The following is a 24,768-nucleotide window of genomic DNA, read 5'->3' as shown; positions in this document are numbered from 1 at the left end:
GAAAAAAGCGCTATTTGCACATTTATTTGAAACAAATACAAGTACTGATAAAAAATCTTCAAATAATTGTTGAAATCGCTTTAATACTGTTTTATAATCATATACGTAAATAAGTGTGTTACTGATTCGATCAGGCATTAACCTATGAACAACAAGGATATAAGCCCATAGTGTTGTTCATAGGTTTTTTTATTGAAAGAGGAGTTTGCTGAGTGAAATTTATCAAAAATTTTAACAACAACGCTGCCTTGGTGTCGGATGAATCTGGTGTTGATTGGGTAGTAATCGGAAATGGCATTGGCTTTGGTAAAAAGCCGGGCGATCCGATTGATGAAGATAAAATTACCCGTCGCTTTGTTGCAGTTGAGAAGAACATTGAAATGATTGACAGTGTTAGTGATCTTGACGATCGAACATTGTCCTTAACAACCGATGTTATTAATCTAGTTAACAAGCGATTGGACGTAAAGTTTTCTGATTATCAGTATCTGGTTTTAGCTGATCACATCGATTTTATGCTAAAGCGAAACGATGAAGGTGTTGAACTTGGGCAGGATACACTCGGCTGGGAATTAAATAAATTATTTCCAAAAGAGTATGCGGCTGCAAAAGACGCACTGAGGTTGATTGAAGGGGAAACAGGATTAGCTTTTCCAAAGACAGAAGAAGTTTTTCTTACTTACCACTTTATCAACGCCGGTTCAAATCAAGCTAAAATTCAAGACACAATCAAGATTACCAAGCTGATACGCGGTGTAGTTGAAATTATTGAATATCAATACGGCATGCAACTTGACACTGAATCATTTAATTTTAGTAGATTTATGACGCATCTTAGATCATTTATGGTACGCCATCTCTACCCAATAGATGACGAAGGTGATGGGAGTGAGCTTGATATTTCTTTACTTGAACTAATGAAAGTAAAGTATCAAAAAGCATACGAGACGGTTTTAAAAATCGGCACTTATTTATCTAAACAAGCTGGTTGGAAATTGCAACCTGATGATGAAGTATATTTAACGCTTCATGTATGGCGAGTTACTCATCGCCAGAAGAGTGATCATACTGATGATTCAGAGCAATCTTCAATTAAAAATTAATTACTAGTTTAAACGGTGTGTTACTGTTTACAGGCATTAACCCGAGAACTTAAAGATGAGCTATGTATTTTGCGTAACGTAATTTACAGAGCAGATTCTTTATATTCTCGGGTTTTAGATTTTTGGAGGGAAAAATGGCTTACGAAGAACTAAGTCGTGAAATTATCGCCAATGTTGGTGGTAAAGAAAATGTTGCCAGCGTGGTGCATTGTACAACTCGTCTACGCTTTAAATTGAAGGATACTTCAAAGGCAAATGATGAAAAGATGAAAGCAACTGATGGTGTTTTGTCACTAGTTAAATCTGGTGGACAATATCAAGTTGTTATTGGAAATAACGTTGCTGACGTCTACAATACTTTAATTAAAATTGGTGGCTTTGGCGATGGTGGATCAGTTCCTGATGACTATGTTGATAACAGTAACATGAGTTTAACTGATAAGTTTATCGACTTAATCTCTGGTATCTTCAATCCACTTTTAGGTGCAATGTGTGCTGCTGGTATGATCAAGGGCTTTAACGCAATGTTCTTAGCTTTGGGTTGGTTATCAGCAACCTCAGGTACCTACATTATTTTGAACGCAATTGGTGATAGTTTATTCTACTTCTTACCAGTTATTTTAGGTATTTCATCAGCTAACAAGTTTGGCATAAATACTTATTTAGGTGCAACTATCGGTGCCGCACTTTGCTACCCATCAATTGTTGCAATGACTGGTAGTAAGACAGCATTGTTTACTATCTTTAAGGGTACTTTCTTACAAGCCCCAATTCATATGACTTTCTTGGGCATCCCAGTAATTTCAATGAATTATACTTCATCAGTTATTCCAATCATTATTGCTGTTTGGTTTGCTTCTAAGGTACAAAAAGTTGCTCGTAAGGTTATTCCTGATGTTGTTAAGACTTTCTTAGTACCATTTGTTGTTTTACTGATTACTGTTCCAGTTACATTCCTTGTTATTGGACCAGTTGCAACTTGGGCAGGTAATGGTATTGCTGCAATCGTAAGTGCTATTTACAACTTTAGCCCAATTTTGGCCGGTGTATTAATGGGTGCTTTCTGGCAAGTATTTGTTATCTTTGGCGTTCACTGGGGCTTCGTTGCGGTTATGATGACCAACGTTGCTGCAATGGGCTATGACCCAATCGTTGGTTTATCATTAGCTGCATCATTTGCTCAAACTGGTGTTGTCTTAGCAATGATCTTCCAAACTAAGAATGAAAAGACTCGTAGTATTGCTATTCCAGCCTTTGTTTCAGGTATTTTCGGCGTTACTGAGCCAGCTATTTACGGACTTACATTACCACGTAAGAAGCCATTTATTATCAGTTGTATTGCTTCCGCAATCGGTGGTGGTTTAATCGGATTCTTTGGTACTAAGCTCTACATTATGGCCGGAATGGGTATTTTCTCAATTCCAGGTGCAATGGGCAAGAACGGTTTTGACAGTACTGTATACGGTTTGATTATTGCAATGGTTGTTGCAACTGTTCTTGGTTTTGTTCTTCAAATGATCTTTGGCAAGAACAGTGTTGATGAAACTTTAGATGAACAAGTTGCTCTTGCTACTGCTGGTACTGCTGCAGAAGCAGGAAACATTAAATCAGAAGAAGAAACAGAAACTGCTGCAAAGCCAGCAGCTCAAGCTTCATACAATGAAGCTGAAAAATTAGTTGCTCCATTAAATGGTACAATCGTACCTCTTAGTGATGTTAAAGACGAAGTATTTTCAAGCGGTTCAATGGGTCAAGGTGTTGCAATCGAACCAAAAGATGGCCAAGTATGTGCACCATTTGATTGTGAAATCGCAATGACTTTCCCAACTGGACACGCAATTGGTTTAAGATCACCTAAGGGTGCCGAAGTTATGATTCACATCGGTATGGACACAGTTGAATTAGACGGTGAAGGGTTTAAACTATTAACTGAGAAGGGTAAAACTGTTAAAGCAGGCGAACCACTCATCGAATTTGATATCGATAAAATTAAGAAGGCTGGTTACGAAGTTACAACGCCAATCATTGTTACTAACACTAATAACTACCATAAAGTTAATGTGGTTGCTAGCGGTGATGTAACAGTTGGTGACAAGTTACTAGACTTAGAATAATAAGTATTTAAAGAAAGGAATATCTTTTATGAAGACTAATAATTTCCCAAAAGGCTTTTTATGGGGTGGCGCAACAGCTGCTAACCAATTAGAAGGTGCTTACCAAGAAGGCGGTAAAGGACTATCACTTCCAGATGTTTTGCCTGGTGGAAAAGAGCGAATGAAGATTATCGCTTCACCTGACTTTGATTTTAAGATTGATCCTAAATATACTTACCCAAACCATGTTGGTATTGATCACTATCACCACTTTAAGGAAGACATCAAGCTTTTTGCAGAAATGGGCTTCAAATGCTACCGCTTCTCAATTGCTTGGTCAAGAGTTTTCCCTAACGGTGACGAAGAACAACCAAATGAAGAAGGACTTAAATTCTACGATGCAGTCATTGATGAATGCTTGAAGTATGACATCGAACCAGTTATTACCATTTCACACTATGAAATGCCACTTCACCTAATTACTGAATATGGTAGTTGGACAAACAAGAAGCTAATTGGTTTCTATGAAAACTTTGCACGCACAGTTTTGACTCGTTACAAGGACAAGGTTAAATACTGGATGACCTTTAACGAAATTAACAGTGCAGCTCATTTCCCAATCATGAGTCAAGGCTTGACATTGAGTAATGGTGCCGGTGATAAGAAGAATATTTACCAATCATGGCATAATCAATTTGTTGCTGGCGCTAAAGCTGTTAAAATTGGTCATGAAATCAACCCTGACATGCAAATTGGTTGCATGATTTTATATGCAACTACTTACAGCTATGATTCTGATCCTAAGAATCAGTTAGCTACTTTGCAAAATAATCAAGCTAACAATTTCTTCTGTACTGACGTACAAGTTCGTGGTCATTACCCAGCTTACACTAAGAGCTTGCTTGCTCGTGATGGCGTTGAATTAAGTGACATTGACTACAATGATGAAGAACTTGATTTACTTGCTAAGAACCCAGTTGACTATATTGGCTTTAGCTACTACATGTCATCAGTAGTTGATGTAACTCACGAAAATCAAGAAACCACTAATGGCAACTTGATGGGTGGTGTTAAGAATCCATTCTTGAAGGCTAGTGACTGGGGTTGGCAAATCGACCCAACTGGTTTGAGAATTGCACTTAACGAATTATCAGATCGTTACGAAAAGCCTTTATTTATTGTTGAAAATGGTTTGGGCGCGATTGATAAACCAGATGAAAATCACTATGTTGATGATGATTACAGAATTGACTACCTTCGTGAACATATCGAAGCAATTTCTGAAGCAATTTCAGATGGTGCTGACGTAATGGGCTACACTCCTTGGGGCTGTATCGACCTAGTTAGTGCTTCAACAGGTGAAATGTCTAAGCGTTACGGCTTCATTTATGTTGATGAAGATGACGAAGGTAACGGTACATTTGATCGTTACAAGAAGAGATCATTTGATTGGTACAAGAAAGTTATCGACACTAATGGTGAAGATTTAGCATAGTTATGATATTTAATTTAGGTAAAAGCAATGAAACGTAAAATAATTACTTTTTTAACAGTACTTGTAGGAGTTTTAGGCCTATTTTCCACTAACTCCACTCAAATTCAAGCAAAGAGTCAGAGTAGTAATAAACCTGTAGTGATTTACTTAACTCGTCATGGTGAAACTACAGCTAATGTGATGCATCTTGCACAAGGTTGGAGTGACTATACTTTGACTGATAATGGTGTCAAAGGGGCAGAGTATCTTGGAAAAGGTCTTAAAGGAACAAAGTTTAAAGCAGCATATTCTGGTGATTTAAGTAGACAAGAAAAAACTGCTCGTGGAGCTTTGGATTACTCTGGTAACAAGAAGATAAAAGTTAAGACTGACGAGCGTCTTCGTGAATGCAACTACGGTAGTTATGAAGGACGACCAGATGTAGCAAAAAATGTTCCTGAAATTGCAGCATATTTTGGTTATGACAGTATTGACGACTTTGTGAAAAAAGAAGGCAAACTGTTCCAAAATAAAATGCAAGATGGATACTATGCTTTAGATCAGCAAAATAAGTTAAACACCAATCTGCCTGAACAATATCGTGCGGAAAGCTCACAGGTTGTTGAAAAACGGATGACTGATGTACTGACTGAAATTGCAAAGAAACACCAGCGTAAAGGCGGTAATGTTCTAGTAGTAAGTTCAGGCATGTCGATTAACTTATTTTTATCAACACAGAATTTCCCTTCTTTTGAAGGTAAAGGATTAGCTAATGATTCTGTAACTAAACTAATTTATCAAAATGGTAAATTTAAGTTGTCTGGAGAAATTGGTAGTTTGGAATACTATAACAATGGTATGAAAGCTAAATAAAAAGAAGCATGACTTCGTTAAAATGCAAGATTAGAAATCTAAATAAAACACTTGTCAAATTGGATAACCAGCTTAATTAATGAAAAAGATAATTTGAGTAATGGGTAAAACAAAAGGCGGCTTTTGCCGCCTTTTTTATTTGTAATTATTGTGAGTACTTAAGTTAAAACTTGGCTGAATACTCCATGTCTTTGAATTGATGATGAGCATATTTTTTGGTTAATTTCTTGGTTCTAAAGTACTGACTGGTTACCTTGAAGTTTTTCGGATTAGCTTCGAACATGACACGGTACTTCTTACCTTTGATTGTTTCGGTACGGCAAGTAATAGCAATGTCATCTTTTTGAATTGGTTCAGACAATGGATAGCCTAAGATCGCCCATGTGATGCCAGCATTACTTACCCACGTTCTACGTGTAGCATGGAGATACAGTCTATTTGCTACACATTTTTTCTTCCATTCTTCAGGCATTTGCCACGGATAGTTATGTGTACCTTTTACATAACCGTATTCCACAATAGTGCAGTTGCCATAAACGTCACCAAAACCTTCACGGATAATGTAACGGTAATCACTTTTACCGCCCCAGTAGCCTTTCCAGCTCTTAGGAAAAACTTCCTTTTTAAGGACGCCATATTCATTACCAGTTTCTACTGCAACTTCAGGAGGTGTAAGCACGGTTTCATCTTCATTGCTTGCATTCACATCTCTAGCACCGGCTGCTAAACCAATGCTTCCAATTCCTAGAAAAATTGCCGCAAGTGAAATAAGTTTTATTAGTTTTGCTTTTTTCATAATTGACCTCAAATATTCTGTAAATAAATACTTATTAACAAGTATGATTATACAGCAAATTATTTGTAAAAATAAAAGCACATACACTAATTTGTCATCTTGGTGTTTTCATCAACCATTCTTTGCCAGTTTTTGCTAAGCTCAGTCATACCAATTAGAGAAAGTTGTTCAACTTCTTTTTGGCAATTATCGATATAGATTTGCTTTGGCTCATCGTGATAATTAAGCAGATTTTCTAAGATCAATAAAAACATTTTGCTGAAACAAGTAATTGGTTTAGTTGGAACTTGCTTAGACATCTCAATGAGCTCCCAAGCATCAGTATACTTGTTTTCGCTTATGCACATTTCAATCATATTAATTAAAATGCCTAAAACAATGAATTGAGTGTCCTCAGCATTACTATTTTTAAATTGGCGAAAAATTTTCTTAGTAATCACCAAATCGCTACCAAAATCATAAAAGTACATAAAGTTCAAAAAAATGGTTATTGTATCTCTATCGAAATTTTCGGCATTAAAAAATTTACTTTTTAATTCGCTCTTTTCTTTTGCACTTAGCTTTTCAGTTGTTTGTTCTATTATTGCTAACACTGAATCAACACGCAGCAAAAGCTCATCTTTATCTGCAAAAGTACTATTAATAATTGTTCGTTTAATTTCTTTTAGGTGTTTAAGGTCGCAATCATAATAAGAATCAGTGATTTGATTAATTATTTCTTTTTCTAGTGCATCATTTGATTTGGTTTGGTAATCAATTTCATCAAAAAAAGACGCAAGATTGACATGATTTCGTCTTAATAATTCAATTAAATCTTCCGCTGAAATACGGCTTAAGCCCTTTTCAACTTTTGAATAAAAGGACGGACTGATAATCTCACCAATCCATGAACGCTGTGTTTTACCAGCCTTAATCCGATACTCTTTAAGTAAATTGCCGATAGTCATTTTTAGTATATCCTTAAAAATATTGTTTCATATATGACACTTTTTAATTTAAAATTCTATCTCAAATATAATAATTGTAAAGAAGTATATTTAGGAGTGAAAAGATGATTGTTTTTTTAAGAAATAAAGAATACCGCAAGTTTTCGATTGCCAGCATCTTATCAAGTGCGGGAGACATTCTATTTTATTTAGCTTTAATGACCTATGCCAGTCGGTTAAAAAATTACTCACTTGCATTGTCGTTAATTGCAATTTCTGAGTCTATTCCACGCCTTTTATCTAGTTTTGGCGGTTATTTTGCAGACCGCACAAACAATAAATTTTCTAAGATTGTTTGGCTGGCAATGATTAGAGGAGCGCTCTATTTATTGGTTGGTTTCCTGTTTAGTCAAAATATTGCTGGCTGGAACTTGGTAATGACCGTAATTCTAATTAACTTTGTTTCAGATACCCTTGGAACATATTCAAGTGGACTAAGCACTCCTTTAATTGTTGATTTAGTTAAAGAAGATGAAGTTGGTGAAGCAGAGGGTTTTACTACTGGAGTGTCGCAAGTAATTACACTGATTAGTCAATTTATTGGTTCAGGGTTGCTACTATTTATGTCCTATTCTGTGCTAGCTGTTATTAATGGACTAACATTTATCGTGGCAGGTTTGATTTATCTTAGCATTTCGCGGAAGCAGCACAAGGATACAGCACAAGATAAAGTCCAAGAAGTAGACGACAGAAGCTACTGGGCAACAATGGCTTTAGCTTTAAAACAAGTAAAAAAGGCTGGTGGACTTTTGACCACAGTTTTAGTTATTGCCTTACTGAATGGCGTTTTAAGTACGATTGAGCCTCTATTGTCAATCGTGATAGCTGGTAATCGTCAAACAATGCTAATCGGTACATATAGTTTTACAATTGCTTTAGTTGGTGCAATGGCAGGCGTTGGAGCAGCTTTAGGCAGTATTGCTGGAACTAGATTATTTAAAAATATTTCCCTTTATTTGGTTGTCTTACTTGCAAACCTTGCAGCTACCTTTGTCTGTATTTCAATTATGGGCAAACAATTAATTTGTTGCCTGATTACTTATTGTTTAATGGGTTTCTTTGCAGGAATTGCTGGTCCCAAATTAACGCAATGGCTAGTTACTACAGTTGACCGTAAAATTTTGGCATCATCGGTTGGCCTAATAAACACAGTTTTACTAGTTGTTAGTCCGTTAATGACAACCGCCTTTACAACTTTGTCGGCTGCTACGCATGTTAACTATGCTGTGCTAGATTTATTAATACTGAGTCTTTTAACTTTTGTAGTTACTATCATTGTAATGAATAAAACAAAAGCAAAACCAGCTGCAAAATAAAATTAATAATAAAAAAGCTAACCAGGAATTTCTGGTTAGCTTTTTACTTGCTAGTGTTTTTCTTTAAACTGAAAAAGATTATAAGCATAAAGTTGATTAATAGGGTGAAACCAGTTGTCCAAAAGACGGTTGCATAATTAAACAAACCTGAAATAGTTGATCCCATTAATGAACCAAAAACGGAACCGACTGCTTGGAACGATTGGTTGTAACTGAATATTCGACCAAAACTTTCTGCTGGCGTATTAAGTGTCAATACAGTTTGAGCTGCAGGAAGCATTGCGGCACTGGCAATACCGAGTAGAAAACGTAACCCTGCAAGGGCCCAAGGAGAATTGGTTAAAGCCATTGGTACAAACAGAATTGCACCAACGATTAAGCCAAGACGTAAAATTTTTAGCGGGCCAATTTCATCCATTTTATGACCGATTTTTGAGGCCGCAAGTAAAGTTCCAAGGCCAGGAGTAGCAGCCACTATTCCGGCGACAAAGGCGATATTTTTACTGTTTGGCATCATCGATTTAACGTATAGCGAAACAATCGGATCAATCGACATGTTGGCAGCTTGCACTAATAGGGTAGTGATGAACATTGCAAAAATCAATTTAACGTTAGGCAGGGTATGAATAATTTCCTTCATTGGTTTCATTTCTTCACGTGAAATTGGTGTAAATTTCTCTTGTACTAGGAAGGTTGAGCCAAGAAAAACCAGTACCATTAAAAAACCAGTAATGAAGAAAGGAATACGATAACCCCAAGCACCGCCAAGCCAGTTACCAAAAAAGTTTGATAACACGCCACCAAGCAGTGGCCCAACGAGGTTACCAGCAGTCCCTGCTGTCATCATCTGGCTCATTACCCAACCACTTTTTCTATGCGGTGTTTCACCGGCAATAAGTGCTGTAGCGTTGTTAATGTAACCGGAAAAAGCGCCTTGGATGAACCGCATCACAATGATGTAAATTGCGTTTGGTGCGAATCCGGTTGCCGTAATAGTTAAAGCCATAACGCCAGAAGCCCGCATACACATGAGTTTACGCCCCTTACGGTCAGCAAGATTTCCCCAATAAGGTGACACTATTGCCTGGGCAATAAAAGTCATTGCAAATGCAAGGCCGGAGTACATACTGATTTGGAATTTACTGTAATGCCCAAGATCAGCGATAAAAAGCGAAATAAAGGGCATTGTCATGGAATATCCCATACCAGTGATAAAACAACCTAACCATAGGGTATAAAAAGCTTTATGCCATCCGTCGGGTAATTGATCTGAACTTTTCAAAATATCCTCATCTTTCTTTTCAAAATTTTCAAAAAAACAACATCTTTTTTTATTCTAGCACAATAAAATTGCTAAAAATTTATAAAAAAGCGCAACCTCGAAATAAAAACGTGCTAGGATATTGTTTCTGAAAGGAAGAGGTGTTGTATGAGTCAGGATTCACACATGACAAGACGTGAGTACCGTAAAAAATATGCGGGTGAACAGCAAGAAGTGCCTAATCGGTCCGCTGAAAACAAGTTGTCTGAACAGGATACTGCTTCGACAACACGTACTGAATATCGTCATTTAAAACTAAATTTCTGGGAAATTTTTTCAGACCGGCCTTATGTTGCTGTAGCAATAGTTGTTTTGGCTATTTTCTTTGTAATGGCTAAGTTGTGGTGGCTACTGGCAATTCTAGCAGTCATTGTTGGTGTAGGAATTTTTATTATCGGTCACAGTCATCATCCCGACCGTGTCCTCAGCCTTGAGTTTAAAATGAAGGCTTCACGTAAATTGAACATGTTACGAGCACTTCAATTTGGTGGGTCGGTCTTGATGTTTCTAGCTACTTATATGAAAAAAGTGGTGACGGTTAACTTTCCGGCCGCTGGTTCAACCGATGGCTTACAAGTGATTCAGGGCATTTTGTCTAACCGTGGTGGAGTTTATGGTCAACAAGGTTCGTACTTGTTAAGTTTGCTCAATACTTTCACCGGGGGTCAGCTTTGGGGGAAATACCGCTATGCAACCAATAGCGCACAAATGATGAATAGTGGTGCTGGTCGGCTGATTATTATGTGGGTTTTATTATTGATGATTGCACCTGCTTTTTGTGTTTTAGCACAGTTTTTTAGAGAGCCATATTCCCGTAACACTGCGCTAGTTGCTTCAATCGTTGCAACGGTCAGCTTTGTTTTAACACCACATTTACTCAGTAAATGGATTGTAGAATATGCAATGGAGAACCGGATGGCTAATGAGCAGGCAAAAGCAGCAATTAGCATTGGGCCGATGGCATATGTCGCAATGCTTTGTGCAGTTTTGGTCTTAGTGATTTCAATCTATCGGGCAATTAAAAGGGATCATTTTGAATAACGTAAAAAGCAACAAACTAACAGATTTGCTAGTTTGTTGCTTTTTTAGCACTATGTTTTATCAATTATCTTTTAGCACGATAGAAAATTATTTCGCGTGCTGCAACCATCGGACCGGAAGCGCGATAAACAGTTAAGCGAACTGATTTGGCGCGCACATCACGCAAACCAATTACCTTATTTTTACTGTCTGCTTTCCAGGCTACATGGTCTGCATACACATGGTAGTTTTCGTTATCAGTTGAAACTGCCAGACTAATTTCGGTTGGGTCACCTTCATGATCAATGTTGCGTGGAACAAAGGACATGCGACTTAATTTTTCAACGTCGCTAAATTTGAAAGTCAATTCTAAGGGATGTTCAGGGCTTACTGGTTCACTTGTTTGCCACTCGCTAGCCAGCTTTAGGTCTGTTAGGTAATCAAGTGGATGATTAGCTTTGCTGGTAAAATTGCTTGCAACAGAAATTTCTTGGATGGCATAATCTTCTGCAGCGTGTTTGGTAATTACACCAAAAAGATCGGACCATTCAGAAACTTTATTGCCAATTACGTAACGCATTCGAATGATGTAGCGCGTGTTAGGAAGTAATTCGTGGAACGTAAAGCTAGTGCCTTCGATTCCTTCGTAGAGAAGATTGTTAATTTCAACTTGTACTTTGGCAGGATGAGTCCAAGCTAATTCGAATGAATGGGCTGAAATTTTGCTTGAAGCAACTGATGGTAGTTTAGGTGAAGGTAAAACACCACTTGTAATTTCGTGTCCCAAAACTTCACTACTGTATGAGAAATCACGGATGATAACTTCAATTTTTGTAGTAGCGACTGGATGATTTGCTAACTTGATTTGAAGTGCAGTTTGTTTTGGCAAATGATACTGTGAGAATTCAGGCAAACTATAGTTAGCATTGTAAAAAATTCCTTCACTTGCGTGATCAAACGCATCGAGTGTGCCGTATACTTGGAGGGGTACGATTTGATCATTAACCCTAACTTCAACATTTTCGGGATAAGCGTCGCACATCAAAGTTAGAGCTGTTGGTTGGTCACTTTCTAGACCAGGATATTGGCCTTCAGTAGGTTCGACTGTAACAACCAATTTTTCTTCGTCAAACGAACTAGTGATTCTTGTCTGGCTGTGATTACTTTCAAAATCAACTGTGCCATTATCATCATAGGTCACACCATGACTAGTACCTTGTGGATAAATGACATAATCTCGCTTGCCAAAGTTGAAGATACTGCCACCACGGACAAAAACAGGTAGGTGCCAGGTTGGATATAAAAGATTATTGTAAACCCGACCACCGGCATATTTTTGACCTGTGAATAGGTCAATCCACATTGTTTGCTTGCCCGGTAAGTAAAGGTTGTCCTTAAGTGAATCACCTTGCTCATTTTCACGCCCGTTGGTAATTGGTGCAATTAACAGGTTATCGCCGAGCATGAACTCGCTACTAAACATCTCAGTATAATTGGTACGTTCCTCAGGAAAATCGATAAATAAGGGACGCACAATTGGCTTGCCCAGTCTTGCTTGGGCGTTGAGAGTATAAAGGTAGCTCTGCAGGCGTTGGTGCAATTGTAAGTATGCGTGATTAATATCCGTAATTTTACGATTATAAGCAAACGGTGTTTTGCTGTATTGTCCTTGATCATCAAGATTGAATAGTAGAGGTGTAAATGCCTTCCACTCAAAATCACGTACAGTAATTTGGGCGTTACCACCACCAACTGTACCGTCTACTGCTGCACCAACAAGTGGTTGACCTGATAAGTTAGAACCAACAAGACCAGCAACTTGAGTTGCAATATTTTCCCAATTACCACCAACATCGCCATATATAAGTGCGGCATCTTTTTGTGTGCCAACAGAACCACTATCACTGAAAACAATAGCGCGCTTGTCTTGCAACTGATTTTGTAATTTAGCCTTATCCGAATCAATTAAATCAACATCTGGTGTAAAGGCAAAAGTGGTTTCTTCAGGTAGTGCAAGATTATCTTGGTGCCAAAAACCAGGAGCAACTTCTTGATTAACTGCATAATCATTGAAAAAGGCTAAAGCATCATTTGCGGCTGTGACATTATAATTAGGTACAAACCAACTTAACTTAAAGTGGGCTTTTTGATAGCGGTCAATCATTGCACGCGCAGAGAAATGATAGTTCTCTTCTCCGTTGAGAGAAGCCTTATGGGATGCAAGTTCTTCGTTTTTGGTCCGTGTGTAAAAATTACCGTCAATTTTAGTTGCGTTACGAACGGCAGCCTTACTTGGCTGCCACATGGTTGTACAGAAGTTGCCGATATGCCCTAATCCTAGTGCGTATTTTGGCAACATTGCAGGCTTACCGGTTAAGCGATAAAACTTGCTGAGTATTTCTTGTGGTGTAGAACCTAATAAATAGAAGTTGTCGAATAGCTGATCCTTGTGACTAATCGTAGTAATCTTAGAGTCAGTTTTGCCAAAATCATAAGTTCCTGCTTGCGTGGTATTACGTAATTCACCGTAACCTCTGTTTGACCAGAAAAATGGCACTTCACTAATGACGCCGCCTTTTCCAGTAATATGGTCGCGTTTAATTTTGATTTTTCTACCTTTATGACTGAAATAGCCATTCTGCAAGCCGCCACCAAAATAGAATTCGTTTTTATCTTGATCTAAAAATTCAGTCGTCTGTTGCACGCCAACTTCAATTGGACTGGATTGGGCCATACGTGTTCCATGCAATGTTTCATCGAAAATACTCATGATAGCCGGTTTTTGCCAAAAAATGATTTGATAATTACCGGAATGAATAATTAAGGAATCATTTGTTGCACGGACACGTGATTTCTCAAAGGCATTGTTATTAAAATGTTCAAACTGAATAAAAGCGGAATTTTCTTCATTAAATTGTTGCTTTGGATCAAGTAAAAGACGGAAAATACCATCAGCTAAGATATAAAAGTGGGCAATTTCCCCTGTTTCAAAGTGCAATTCATAATAGTTATCGCGCTTGCTTGCACCTGTTAAAGCTCCAATTTGATGTTTATCTGTTTGCGGTTCTTGTATCATAATTTTTGCTTCCTGTTTAGTCTTCTTATACCTATTATAACTAAAAAAAGAAAACTTTCCGTTATATTTATAATTCATCTGGTAATGACCAGTTTATTAGTCTAAAATTGATTTTGAAAGCGAATTTACAAGTTTTAAAAGAAAGGCAAAAATTATGACCTATTATATTCACGCAGATAAATTTTTCCTTGAAAATGTAACGGAAGATGGCGGCTATCTAGAAATCCAGGATGACGGCAAGTTTGGCTTTTATTACTCGGAAGATGAGAAGCCAGAAGGTAAAATTGTCGAATATACTGGTAAATGGATTGCTCCCGGACTAGTTGATACACATGTTCACGGCTCACTAAAAGAAGATGTAATGGTAAGTGAGTGGGATGGAATCAACCGTCTTTCTGAAGGCTTTTTACGTTCCGGTGTTACCAGTTGGTTACCAACGACCTATACTGCTGATGAAGCTACTTTGACTAGAATTTGTAAGATGTTTGGTGCACATAAAGGTGAAGAGACTGGTGCAAAAATCCAAGGTTTACACTTCGAAGGACCATACTTTACTGCTGAACATGCTGGGGCAGAAAATCCTAAGTACTTACTAGACCCTAGTGTTAAGCAATTTAATGACTGGCGTGACCAATCTGAAGGTTTGCTAAATAAAATCTCACTTGCTCCAGAACGTGCAGGCGCTAAAGAATTTGTTCGCACAGTGACAAAAGAAGGCGTTGTTGTATCATTAGGTCACTCAAGTGCTACATATGATCAAGCTAAAAGATGTGTTGAAGCGGGTGCAACTATGTTTACCCATACTTTCAACGGAATGCCTGATCCATCACATCATGATTCTTCAATTTCCAATGCAGCAATGGATTTACACAATGTGACTGATGAATTAATTTGTGATGGTCACCACGTTAAGAAGGAAATGGTCCGCTCGTTAATTAAGGTTAAGGGCCCAGAGCACATTTGTTTAATTACTGACTGTATGGAAGCAGGTATGATGCCTGATGGCGACTACATGCTTGGCGAATTACCTGTATATGTTAAAGATGGTATGGCTCGCTTAAAAGATGGCGATAATCTTGCCGGCAGTATTTTACAGTTAAATACTGCAGTGAAAAATGTTGTTGACTGGAATGCAGCAACTCCTGAAGAAGCTATAATGATGGCATCTTATGTTCCAGCTAAAAGTGCTAACGTCCTAGATAAATGCGGTTCGATTGCACCTGATAAGGCTGCGGACTTCATTGTTTTGAACCCAGATATGACTTTAAGCGAAACTTATTTGAACGCTAAATCACGTTACAAGGCTTAAGCTCAAAAAATAAAAGCACCATGGTTTTAAAATCATGGTGCTTTATTTGTTAGGAAAATATTTGATTTCCCGAATCTGCTTTTTCTTTTATTCATGATTAGTACTCACTTTTCATTAAAGTTAACGGTACTAAAATTACACAAATAGTTTTAAATAATATTAATAGATTGATATTATTAATAATTAAAAAGTAGAGTTAATGTTAGTAGGAGAAAAATGATTATCAACGTTTTACAACACACCCCAAATGAAGGACCAGGCTCAATTGAAGCGTGGGCAAAACAACATCATCATGATTTTTATGTTTATCATCCATACCAATTTGGTATCTTACCAACAGCCCAGCAAACTGACTTTTTAGTTATTTTGGGCGGGCCAATGAGTCCAAATGATGACTTACCATGGATTGCGCAGGAACGGCAACTAATTAAGGAGCTGTTAGATAAAGATGTTCCTATTCTGGGTGTTTGTTATGGTGCACAGCAAATTGCTAAAACGCTGGGATGCCAGATTAAAAAGGCGCCAGTAAAAGAAGTAGGTTGGGCACCAGTTGAATTACAGTCAAACAAGATTAATGACTTGCCACAAGAACTAACTGTTTTACATTGGCATGAAGAAATGTTCGAAATACCTGAAGAAGCTGATGTGCTTTTTTCTAACGAAAATTTGACCAATCAAGGATTCGTTTTAGGTCACAAAGCCGTCGGACTGCAGTTTCACTTGGAACCTGAGAAAAACAATATCAATGAAATTGTAGTAAATGATTCACAGTACATTGAAGGCTCAGTCTTAAGTCAAACGGCAGAGCAAATTATTAATAAATCAATACCTGATGCTAACCGAGAAGCAATGTTTAGTATTTTAGATTATCTTGCTCAAGGCTAATTATTTGTTATTGCAAAAATTCTAATTTAACAAGAGTAGCTAATACAATTTGCTTTATTGTTTGCTAACATAGATAGTTATATAATAATTGTTAAGTGGAGGTATTTATATGAAATCTAAGAAAATATGGATTGCAATACTAGCTATTATTAGTTTTATTACAGTTGGTAGCTCTGCAATAGTTAACTCAGTAGAACCTGTAAAAGCTGAAACAAGAATGTCGACGTTTCCTAAAAAAATGAGAGGAACGTGGTATCAGTATAATAAGAAGACTCATCAAATCGATAAAAATGTCATAACTGCTAAAAAATGGGTGTCTTATTTTGATGGTAAAAAAGGCACTGAATATTTGCATGTTTATCCTAAGAATGCGCCGGCTTACCCTAAGCAGGAGAAAAAGAAACAAAATTGGATATATATATTAGGCGATCCAGTAAAAGTACGAGGACGCATGTGGATACTAGTAGAAGGGTGGTATCAAGCAGCTGGCGGAGCTTCTTATAATGTTTCTAAGCTTAAAGGACACTGGGTACTAACTAATGCTAGTGGTGCTGGATTATGGTACTCAAATCATTGGTATCACTCGGCAAAACTTGCTAAAAAGTTGAAAAATCAACGTTATCCACATTTTGCCTATGATAGTGGAGCTAAGTGGTAAAGACAATTAGAATAATGAGTGAGTCTTAAGACCTACCCAACTTTTTAAAAAACTATTTCAGTTACTATTTCTTTTATTAGTAAACACAAAAAAGCTCTATCGGTGAAATAGAGCTTTTTTGTATGAATCCAGATGGATATCAAATTAATTATTCATGATTATTTTATCACGATGCGTATTAATATACAGCACCATCGTAGAAGTTGAAACGAGCTTTGTCGAAGTCAAAGTCCTTAAGTTCGCTAATTTTAATTGCGTTATCACAAACGCCCCAGCTCATTAAGTTAATTGGCTTACCATAATCTTCGTCAGGGATAACTAAGACGATGTATTTACCTTGGCTCATTGCATAACCAAGTTCCATCCCAAGACCAACATCTTCTTCTTCAGGTAAGTAAACACCAATCATGATGTCACTTGCCTTGATACCAGTTAAATCACCACGGTAGGTTGCAGTTGCCCATTCACGATCATGTAAGTATTCAGGGTGCTTACCAACATCGATTCCCTTGTATTGGTTGTCGAGAGGGATATAGCTATTTTCAAGGTCAATGGTTGGGTTAGCTTCTAAAGCTTTCATCGCATCTTGATAAGCTTTATTTTGCTTTTCGTTGAACCAGCCTGCACCAAAGTAAACAGTCTTTGCTTTGTTCATTTGTGTCTCCTTTTTAATGTTAATTCAGATAAATTTTACGCAACTTACTGATCTCTTCATCAGTTAATTTCATCATATCATGTAAATAGTTTTCAACGCCACCATAATTTTGTTGTAATGTTTCAATAACATGATCAATATATTCGGGATGCACAGTTTGCAAATCTTTTATGTTGCTTAGGTTTGCATCGCTTGCTCCTTCATCTTTTGCTTTTTGAAGGAAACTATTAACAAAGTCTGTTGTTGCAGCATTGGTGAACAGATAATCTTGCTTAATTGTGTCTAGCGGAACGCCTAAGGCAGATAGTGCCAAGAGTGCCGCAAAACCAGTTCTATCTTTGCCGGCTGTACAGTGAAAAATCACACTGCGGTTTTCTTCATCGTTTGCAAGTAGGACATCGAAGAATTTTCGATAAGCACGTTGTGCTGATTCACTTTTAATCATATCATCATAGGCGATAAACATATGATTATAGCCAGCTTTAGGGTCTTTGTTATCTTGGCTTAAAACCTCATCAATTCCTTTTGAAGAATCGGTCAAGTCCTCGCTGAAAACAGGGTCAAAATCATAAGTTGCACCTTCTGGGACCCGATCAGGCTCACGCTCAACTTCGTCTTCACTTCTGAAGTCAACAACGTATTTTACGCCGTAATCTTGTAGATATTTAAGGTCGTTTTCATCAAGTGATGCTAAGTTAGCGGTTCTGATTAATTTATGCTTCTTAATCGTTTTGCCGTCTTTAGTTTGGTAGCCGCCTAACTCACGAAAGTTACGACCATTTTTGATGTTAAGTAATTGATTTTCTAATTTTATCGTCATTGCATTCTCCACCCTTACTTTCTGACATAAAATCCATTTTAACAATAAAGCTATGTCCAAACAATTATAAAAAAAGTAACTGCTACCGAAACTATGTTAAAATAAGCTTAGAAAGAATTTCTAAAGGGTGAGGACACAAGTATGAAACAAGACAAAATTTTAGTTCCAGTTGATGGTTCAGAATCAGCTGAAAGATCCTTTGATAAAGCAGTTAAAATTGCAATGACTGAAAATGCCCACGTTGATGTTCTAAACGTCATTGATACTAGACAATTTTTAGGGGAAATGCAGGACACACTAATTACGGGTGATACCGTTTATCAGATGACACAAGATGCAGAAAAGTACCTTAAGAGTCTGAAGACTTGGGCTCATGACAACCTGGGTTTTGATGATCTTGATTACCACATCCGCTACGGCAGTCCAAAAGCTATTATTTCCTATGACTTTATTAAAGATCATCATAATAATTTGATTATTATGGGAGCTACTGGTCTTAACGCGGTTGAGAGAATGTTAATGGGTTCAGTAACCGAATACGTTAACCAGCATGCATTGGCTGATGTGCTTATTGTACGTACGGACGTTGATAATAAGCCACTTAAATAATCTTGAATTTAAAAATTTAAGGCATACACCTTGGTGTATGCCTTTTTGTATCGTAAAAAAGTTGTTGCACCTTTGTTCGTGATTGTTATATTTTTTAAACGATAATTTAAATATTATCGCTAATTTTGTATAAAATTGCGAATATTTATGATATTATTTTATTGTAACGAACGTAATACTACTTTTGAGGAAGGTGCCGAAAAATGAGAACGAAGAACGTAACAAATAAATTTTTTGGACAACTACAACTTTTTTCAATGGCAGACTTATTTGTTCATTTTGCTAATAACAATATTAAACAGAGCTTGATGTAATTGGAAACGTCATGCTCTTTTTTGTTGGGATTTTTACCACTTGTGAAAGAAGATGAAGTAATAATAAGCATTAATCATCTAAAAAATTGTTAACAAACAGATTGTCGAAAATATAGTTAGTTTTAAGGAGTAAAAAATGAAATTGTCTAAAGTTAAGAAATTTCTATTAGCATTTTTCTTATTGTTTTTAACCGCCGGCTTAACTGCCTGCTCAAGTGGTAAATCAACTTCAAAAAGTGATGGTACGCCAAAGTCACTGAATGTCCAATTTGTTCCTAGTGTTGGTGCCAACAAGCTCGAAGCTCGTGCAAAGCCAATGGAAAAATTATTATCAAAACGTCTAGGCATTCCAGTTCATGTTTCAATGTCAACTGACTATAACGGCTTAGTAGAAGCAATGAAGTCAAAGAAAGTTGAAGTTGGTTTCCTACCATCTGATGCATACATTTTGGCTCACAAGCAAGGTGCGGCTGACTTGCTTTTGCAATCAGTTCGTTACGGCATTAAACAACCAGGCGGTGTAGCAACCAAGAAACTGGTTAGTTCATACAGAAGTGAAATTTTAGTCAAGAAAGGTTCATCAATTAAGAGCTGGAAGGACTTAAAGGGTAAGTCAATTTCTGTTCAAGATGTTACTTCTGATTCCGGTTATGTTTTCCCAGTAGCAGAATTGAAGAAAAAGGGACTTGATGTAACTAAGAGCTGCAAGATTGTTTCAGTTAAGGGTGCAGACCAAGGTGTGCTAAACGTACTTAACGGTGACACTGATGCAGCCTTCGTCTTCGAAGATGCCCGTAACAACGTTAAGGCCGACGAACCTAAGATTATGGACCAAGTTGTGCCAATCTACTTCTCACAAAGAATTCCAAACGACACAATTTCGGTTATTCCAAGTTTGCCAAAAGCTTTCCAAAAGAAATTAGCTAAGGCATTCATTTCGATTGCTCATTCTAAAGAGGGTAAGAAAATCATCGAAAGTGTCTATAATCAAGAAGGATATACCTACGCTAAAGACAGTGATTACGATATCATTCGTGAATATAACAAGATCATTGCCTCAACTAAAAAATAAACCAGACTAAGTTATTATTTGGAACGCATTTACCTCAAATTTTGTCTCAGACGAAGTTTTCTGCTTAAATTACTTTTCTAAAGGAAACATTTCTGCTATTATTTGTAAGAATAATTTACGGACTGTCGAAAGGGGAGTTAGAGGCATGCAAAAGTATGGATTGCGTACAGCATTCATCAAAGACATTGTTGGCAGCTCTTTTCGTTCCCTTAAAAAAGAGGGTAATGTTCGTTTCTTAATTAATAATGTTATTACCAAAAGACTTAGTATAATTCACGTTACGTGTTAATTAGATTAGGTCTTTTTTTATGTCTGGGAGGGCACGATGAAGAAATTTAAAAAAGTTTTAGCTGGTGCAGCCGTTATGTTAGTTGCATTGATGGCTACTGCATGTTCTGGCAAAAGCAAGAGCGATAACAGTAGTAGCAATGGCACACCAAAGTCATTGAACGTTCAGTTTGTTCCTAGCCAAGCTGCTACTGAACTTGAGTCACGCGCAAAGCCTTTGGAAAAAATGCTTTCTGATCGCTTAGGCATTCCAGTTCACGTTTCAATGTCAACTGACTACAACACAGTTGTCGAAGCTATGAAATCCAAAAAAGTTGATGTTGGTTTCTTGCCACCAAGTGGTTATGTGTTAGCACATAAGCAAGGCGCTGCTGATGTTTTGTTACAAGCACAGAGATATGGCGTTAAGCAACCTGGCGGTCGTCCAACTAAGGACTTAGTTAATTTCTACCGTGCCGAAATTTTAGTTAAAAAGGGTTCAGGAATTAAGTCATGGAAGGACTTAAAGGGTAAATCAATTTCTATCCAAAGTCCAACCTCTTCAGCTGGTTACGTTTACCCAATCGCTGAATTGAAGGAAAAAGGTCTTGATGTTAAGAAGAGCTGCAAATTAGTTACTGTTACAGGACAGGACCAATCAGTTTTGAACGTTTTAAACGGTGACACTGATGCAGCATTTGTCTTTGAAGATGCACGTACAATCGTGAAGAAAGACAATCCTAAGATTATGGAACAAGTTGTGCCAATCTACTTTACTAAGCCAATTCCAAATGACACAATTTCCGTTGTTCCAAGCATGTCTAAATCATTCCGTAAGAAGTTAGCAAATGCATTTATTGATATCGGTAAATCCAAGAAGGGTAAGAAGATTATCGAAAGCATTTATACTCACGAAGGATATGTTCCAAGTAAGGACAGCGACTTTGATACTGTTCGTAAGTATGATGCAATTGTCGCATCAACTAAAAAATAAGAGATAAAGGAAGTTTATAATGGCAGATTCTGCAGTTAAGCCAGTAATTGAATTAAAAAACGTTAAAAAGGTCTATGGCAAAGATGTTGTTGGTTTAAAGGACATCAATTTAACGATCAATAAGGGTGAATTTGTCGTTATTGTCGGCTTGTCTGGTGCTGGTAAATCAACACTTTTGCGCTCAATTAACCGGTTAATTGATATTACTGAAGGCGATATTCTAATTAATGGTGAGTCAATTACCAAGGCTAAGGGAAAAGAACTACGGATGTTGCGTAGAAATATCGGTATGATTTTCCAAAGTTTCAACTTGGTTAAGCGTTCAAGCGTTTTGCGCAATGTTTTGACGGGTCGTGTTGGTTATTACCCAACCTGGAAGAGTACTCTCAACCTCTTTACTAAAGAAGACAAGCAACGCGCCTATGATGCGCTGCAACAAGTTGACCTTGCAGACAAGGTTTACACACGCGCTGATGAGTTATCTGGTGGACAGCAACAACGTGTGGCAATCGCACGGGTGTTAACGCAAGATCCTGATATTATTCTGGCTGATGAGCCAACTGCTTCACTTGACCCACAGACTTCGCGTCGTGTGATGCAAGACTTAAAGATGCTTAATGAAAAGCATGGCATGACCGTGGTAATCAATTTACACAGTGTTGAATTAGCACAAGAATTTGGTAAAAGGGTTATCGGTGTCCGTGCCGGTGAAATCATTTACGATGGCAAAATGAGTGAAACACCTAAAGAAACATTTGATCAAATCTATTCCGGTGGTGACCAAGATGAGTAGTACTGAAGAAGAAACTCTAATGACACTGCCAAAGAAAAAGTTTAAAATTTTGAACTTATTATGGATTATTCTTTTTGTTGTTGGTTTGGTTGTTTCAACTAAAGTAACCAAAACCAGCTTAGGTGCACTTTTTGCTAACTTTGGGCAATTTGCGGATATCTTTTTGCAAATGTTGCATCCAAATTGGTCATACTTAGGTGCGGTTATTCCGTTAATCCTTGAAACCATCAAGATGGCAATCTTGGGTACAGTAATCGGATCAATTCTTGCCTTTGTTTACTCGTTATTGATTGCTCGCAACATTGTTAAAAATAAGGCAGTGACCGGCATTTTAAGGGTCATTATGAACATTATTAGAACGGTTCCTGACTTGCTTTTAGGTGCAATATTTGTAGCAATTGTTGGTATTGGACCTGTTGCAGGTATCTTAGCTTTAGCAATTTGTACGTTTGGGATTGTTGTTAAGTTGTTCTATGAAGCAATCGAAACAATTGATCCTGGTCCAATTGAGGCCTTAACTGCGGTTGGTGCTAATAAATTGCAAATTATTGTGTTTGCCGTTTTGCCACAGGTTATGACTTACTTTATTTCATACTGCTTATACGCATTTGAAATCAACGTTCGTGCATCGACTGTCTTGGGTTATATCGGTGCCGGTGGTATTGGGCTTTACTTGCAAGAAACATTACAGGTCTTCGATTACCCTAAGACCGGTACAATTATCATTGCAATTATTTTAGTCGTAGTTCTTATCGACTATGTTTCTTCTAAATCAAGGGAGGCGTTAATGAAATAATGGATACTTCAATGAAAAAACTGCCTCCTAAGCCAGTTGATCAGAAAAAGCGCATAGAGCATTGGGCATTGGCAATTTTAACAGTCCTCTTGATTGTTTGGTCATGTACTGGCATTGATTTTGGTGGAATTAAGCAGACTGCGGGTCAAATTGCAGGTGCCATTTTCTCTGGTATTTTTCATCCAGATTGGTCGTATGTTTATAACGGCACGGGTGAGGATTTGGTTTCACAATTGTGGGATACTGTCTGCATTGCCTTTTTAGGAACTTTTATTTCGGCAATTATCTCTTTACCGTTTGCCTTCTGGGCAGCACATACAAGACACAAAAAGTGGTATGTATCACGGGTTGGTAAAATTGTCTTGGCGATTATTCGGTCATTTCCAGAAATTGTTTTGGCTTTGATGTTTATTAAAGCTGTTGGCCCTGGTTCAGCAGCTGGTGTTTTGGCCTTAGGCTTCCACTCGGTTGGGATGCTTGCTAAACTATTTTCAGAAGCAATTGAAAACTTGGAGGATGGTCCTAACGAAGCAGTTACTGCCGCTGGTGGTTCAAAAACCAATGTGGTCATGTTTTCGATTCTGCCGAACCTTTTGCCAGCCTTGATTTCCAATACTTTATACCGATTTGATGTTTCGATTCGTTCGGCATCGGTTCTTGGACTAGTTGGTGCCGGTGGTATCGGCTATCCGCTAATTATTGCCTTACAATATCGGCAATGGAATCGGGTAGGAATAATCCTACTTGGCATTATCATCATGGTAATTGTCATTGATTGGATTTCCGGCTGGATTCGGAAGAAATTAGTTTAAAAATAAAACGATTGAATCAATTAAAAAAAGTTGGGCTACTCAAAAAGTAGTCCAGCTTTTTGTTTAACCCTGATATTTAAATGAACAAGTTTCAAGGTGATCGTTAATTAAACCAACTGACTGTAAAAATGAGTACAGTGTAATCGGGCCAACAAAAGAAAAGCCGTCCTTCTTCATTTGTTTGGCCATTTGCACGGTAATTTTACTGGTGCTTGGTACTTCTTCGGCAGTTTGCGCATGGTGAACGATTGGCGTTTTGACAAATTGCTGCAAGTAATGAGCAAAACTGCCTTCTTTGGCATCAACTGCTAGAATCGCTTTTGCATTTTTGAGGGTAGCAGTGATTTTCATCTTGTTACGGACAATTGAACTGTCCTGCATTAAAAGTGCAATGTCATCATCAGTCATTTTTGCTACTTCTGCTGGTACAAAATTTTGAAAAGCTCTTCGGAAGTTTTCCCGCTTATGCAGAATCATTGACCAATTTAGACCAGATTGGAAAAGCTCTAAAGTTAACATTTCAAATAGATATTGCTCATCAAGATTGAGTTTGCCCCATTCATGGTCGTGGTATTGCTGCATTAATGAGTCGTCTTTTGTGCCCCAAGGGCAGCGGATAAGTTCAGACATCGTAAGTCTCCTTTAATAATATTTTTTTCTATCAATATTAGATACGTAAAAAGTCGTTTTTTCTTTTTTAAATAAATATTATTAGCTCTTATTTAG

General features: G+C 37.5%; 23 protein-coding genes. 16 read left to right on the top strand and 7 right to left on the bottom strand.

Annotated elements, in window-relative coordinates; all coding sequences use genetic code 11:
* The first annotated feature begins 212 nt into the window (after window positions 1-212).
* The 4 genes from F5ESL0263_RS07985 (at window position 213) to F5ESL0263_RS07970 (ending at window position 5,543) form a co-directional block, all read left to right on the top strand.
* Entirely contained in the window at window positions 213-1,103 is an 891-nt protein-coding gene (locus F5ESL0263_RS07985; RefSeq protein WP_122036197.1) for a PRD domain-containing protein, read from the top strand.
* Between the two features lie 134 nt (window positions 1,104-1,237).
* Window positions 1,238-3,217, top strand: coding sequence for a beta-glucoside-specific PTS transporter subunit IIABC (locus F5ESL0263_RS07980; protein WP_122036195.1), 1,980 nt, complete (start codon window positions 1,238-1,240; stop codon window positions 3,215-3,217).
* A gap of 28 nt (window positions 3,218-3,245) precedes the next feature.
* Window positions 3,246-4,691 carry a glycoside hydrolase family 1 protein gene (locus F5ESL0263_RS07975; protein WP_122036193.1) on the top strand — a complete coding sequence of 482 codons (1,446 nt, stop codon included), beginning with the start codon at window positions 3,246-3,248 and terminating at the stop codon, window positions 4,689-4,691.
* A gap of 27 nt (window positions 4,692-4,718) precedes the next feature.
* A complete protein-coding gene (locus F5ESL0263_RS07970; RefSeq protein WP_122036192.1) occupies window positions 4,719-5,543 on the top strand; it encodes a histidine phosphatase family protein in 825 nt (274 codons plus the stop codon).
* Window positions 5,544-5,706: 163 nt separating this feature from the next.
* Here F5ESL0263_RS07970 and F5ESL0263_RS07965 read toward each other — a convergent pair whose 3' ends face one another.
* Both F5ESL0263_RS07965 and F5ESL0263_RS07960 read right to left on the bottom strand, forming a co-directional pair.
* Window positions 5,707-6,339 (bottom strand): hypothetical protein, encoded by a 633-nt coding sequence (locus F5ESL0263_RS07965; protein ID WP_122036190.1) that lies wholly within the window; start codon window positions 6,337-6,339, stop codon window positions 5,707-5,709.
* 86 nt (window positions 6,340-6,425) lie between these two features.
* Window positions 6,426-7,286, bottom strand: a complete 861-nt coding sequence (locus F5ESL0263_RS07960) for a helix-turn-helix domain-containing protein (RefSeq protein WP_122036188.1) — start codon at window positions 7,284-7,286, stop codon at window positions 6,426-6,428.
* Window positions 7,287-7,390: 104 nt separating this feature from the next.
* Here F5ESL0263_RS07960 and F5ESL0263_RS07955 point away from each other — a divergent pair, with 104 nt between their 5' ends.
* Window positions 7,391-8,641 (top strand): MFS transporter, encoded by a 1,251-nt coding sequence (locus F5ESL0263_RS07955; protein ID WP_122036186.1) that lies wholly within the window; start codon window positions 7,391-7,393, stop codon window positions 8,639-8,641.
* A gap of 43 nt (window positions 8,642-8,684) precedes the next feature.
* Here F5ESL0263_RS07955 and F5ESL0263_RS07950 read toward each other — a convergent pair whose 3' ends face one another.
* The gene (locus F5ESL0263_RS07950) at window positions 8,685-9,923 is read right to left on the bottom strand and encodes an MFS transporter (RefSeq protein ID WP_222710193.1); all 1,239 of its coding nucleotides are present in this window, start codon (window positions 9,921-9,923) and stop codon (window positions 8,685-8,687) included.
* A 147-nt stretch (window positions 9,924-10,070) separates the two neighbouring features.
* Here F5ESL0263_RS07950 and F5ESL0263_RS07945 point away from each other — a divergent pair, with 147 nt between their 5' ends.
* Window positions 10,071-11,003: a cytochrome C5 gene (locus F5ESL0263_RS07945; RefSeq protein WP_122036184.1), complete on the top strand. Its 933-nt coding sequence runs from the start codon at window positions 10,071-10,073 to the stop codon at window positions 11,001-11,003.
* A 64-nt stretch (window positions 11,004-11,067) separates the two neighbouring features.
* On the opposite strand, the gene F5ESL0263_RS07940 is transcribed toward F5ESL0263_RS07945, so the two are convergent.
* On the bottom strand, window positions 11,068-14,058 hold the full coding sequence (locus F5ESL0263_RS07940; RefSeq protein ID WP_122036182.1) for a TIM-barrel domain-containing protein: 2,991 nt from the start codon (window positions 14,056-14,058) through the stop codon (window positions 11,068-11,070).
* A 154-nt stretch (window positions 14,059-14,212) separates the two neighbouring features.
* On the opposite strand from F5ESL0263_RS07940, the gene nagA reads away from it, so the two are divergent.
* The 3 genes from nagA to F5ESL0263_RS07925 all read left to right on the top strand — a co-directional run bounded on the left by nagA (window position 14,213) and on the right by F5ESL0263_RS07925 (window position 16,910).
* The gene (nagA, locus tag F5ESL0263_RS07935; RefSeq protein ID WP_122036180.1) at window positions 14,213-15,367 is read left to right on the top strand and encodes an N-acetylglucosamine-6-phosphate deacetylase; all 1,155 of its coding nucleotides are present in this window, start codon (window positions 14,213-14,215) and stop codon (window positions 15,365-15,367) included.
* A 216-nt stretch (window positions 15,368-15,583) separates the two neighbouring features.
* Window positions 15,584-16,252, top strand: coding sequence for a type 1 glutamine amidotransferase (locus tag F5ESL0263_RS07930; protein WP_122036179.1), 669 nt, complete (start codon window positions 15,584-15,586; stop codon window positions 16,250-16,252).
* 109 nt (window positions 16,253-16,361) lie between these two features.
* Window positions 16,362-16,910 (top strand): hypothetical protein, encoded by a 549-nt coding sequence (locus F5ESL0263_RS07925; RefSeq protein ID WP_122036178.1) that lies wholly within the window; start codon window positions 16,362-16,364, stop codon window positions 16,908-16,910.
* Between the two features lie 178 nt (window positions 16,911-17,088).
* Here the strand turns inward: F5ESL0263_RS07925 and F5ESL0263_RS07920 are convergent, their stop codons facing one another.
* Together F5ESL0263_RS07920 and F5ESL0263_RS07915 are read right to left on the bottom strand one after the other, a co-directional pair.
* Window positions 17,089-17,565, bottom strand: coding sequence for a nucleoside 2-deoxyribosyltransferase (locus F5ESL0263_RS07920; protein ID WP_074425931.1), 477 nt, complete (start codon window positions 17,563-17,565; stop codon window positions 17,089-17,091).
* 19 nt (window positions 17,566-17,584) lie between these two features.
* The gene (locus tag F5ESL0263_RS07915) at window positions 17,585-18,385 is read right to left on the bottom strand and encodes a tyrosine-protein phosphatase (protein ID WP_122036177.1); all 801 of its coding nucleotides are present in this window, start codon (window positions 18,383-18,385) and stop codon (window positions 17,585-17,587) included.
* Window positions 18,386-18,526: 141 nt separating this feature from the next.
* Here F5ESL0263_RS07915 and F5ESL0263_RS07910 point away from each other — a divergent pair, with 141 nt between their 5' ends.
* From F5ESL0263_RS07910 to phnE (F5ESL0263_RS07885), 7 genes are all read left to right on the top strand, one after another.
* On the top strand, window positions 18,527-18,994 hold the full coding sequence (locus tag F5ESL0263_RS07910; RefSeq protein ID WP_046307865.1) for a universal stress protein: 468 nt from the start codon (window positions 18,527-18,529) through the stop codon (window positions 18,992-18,994).
* A gap of 456 nt (window positions 18,995-19,450) precedes the next feature.
* Entirely contained in the window at window positions 19,451-20,380 is a 930-nt protein-coding gene (locus tag F5ESL0263_RS07905; RefSeq protein ID WP_074425955.1) for a phosphate/phosphite/phosphonate ABC transporter substrate-binding protein, read from the top strand.
* A gap of 145 nt (window positions 20,381-20,525) precedes the next feature.
* The gene (locus F5ESL0263_RS08695; RefSeq protein WP_158593031.1) at window positions 20,526-20,669 is read left to right on the top strand and encodes a hypothetical protein; all 144 of its coding nucleotides are present in this window, start codon (window positions 20,526-20,528) and stop codon (window positions 20,667-20,669) included.
* A gap of 36 nt (window positions 20,670-20,705) precedes the next feature.
* Entirely contained in the window at window positions 20,706-21,641 is a 936-nt protein-coding gene (locus tag F5ESL0263_RS07900; RefSeq protein WP_122036176.1) for a phosphate/phosphite/phosphonate ABC transporter substrate-binding protein, read from the top strand.
* Between the two features lie 19 nt (window positions 21,642-21,660).
* Window positions 21,661-22,434 (top strand): phosphonate ABC transporter ATP-binding protein, encoded by a 774-nt coding sequence (gene phnC / locus F5ESL0263_RS07895; RefSeq protein WP_046307862.1) that lies wholly within the window; start codon window positions 21,661-21,663, stop codon window positions 22,432-22,434.
* Window positions 22,427-23,230 (top strand): phosphonate ABC transporter, permease protein PhnE, encoded by an 804-nt coding sequence (gene phnE / locus F5ESL0263_RS07890; RefSeq protein ID WP_074425927.1) that lies wholly within the window; start codon window positions 22,427-22,429, stop codon window positions 23,228-23,230. The genes phnC and phnE (F5ESL0263_RS07890) overlap by 8 nt, the downstream gene beginning before the upstream one ends.
* Window positions 23,230-24,042 (top strand): phosphonate ABC transporter, permease protein PhnE, encoded by an 813-nt coding sequence (phnE, locus tag F5ESL0263_RS07885; protein WP_122036175.1) that lies wholly within the window; start codon window positions 23,230-23,232, stop codon window positions 24,040-24,042. Before phnE (F5ESL0263_RS07890) ends, phnE (F5ESL0263_RS07885) begins: the two co-directional genes overlap by 1 nt.
* Before the next feature lie 63 nt (window positions 24,043-24,105).
* Here the strand turns inward: phnE (F5ESL0263_RS07885) and F5ESL0263_RS07880 are convergent, their stop codons facing one another.
* Window positions 24,106-24,672 carry a DNA-3-methyladenine glycosylase I gene (locus F5ESL0263_RS07880; protein WP_122036174.1) on the bottom strand — a complete coding sequence of 189 codons (567 nt, stop codon included), beginning with the start codon at window positions 24,670-24,672 and terminating at the stop codon, window positions 24,106-24,108.
* Window positions 24,673-24,768 lie beyond the last annotated feature (96 nt).

Origin of the sequence: Lactobacillus sp. ESL0263, from assembly GCF_003692845.1 — a bacterium.
In the GTDB taxonomy this organism is placed as follows: Bacteria; Bacillota; Bacilli; order Lactobacillales; family Lactobacillaceae; genus Lactobacillus; species Lactobacillus apis.
This window is presented reverse-complemented; position numbering and strand designations above follow the sequence as displayed.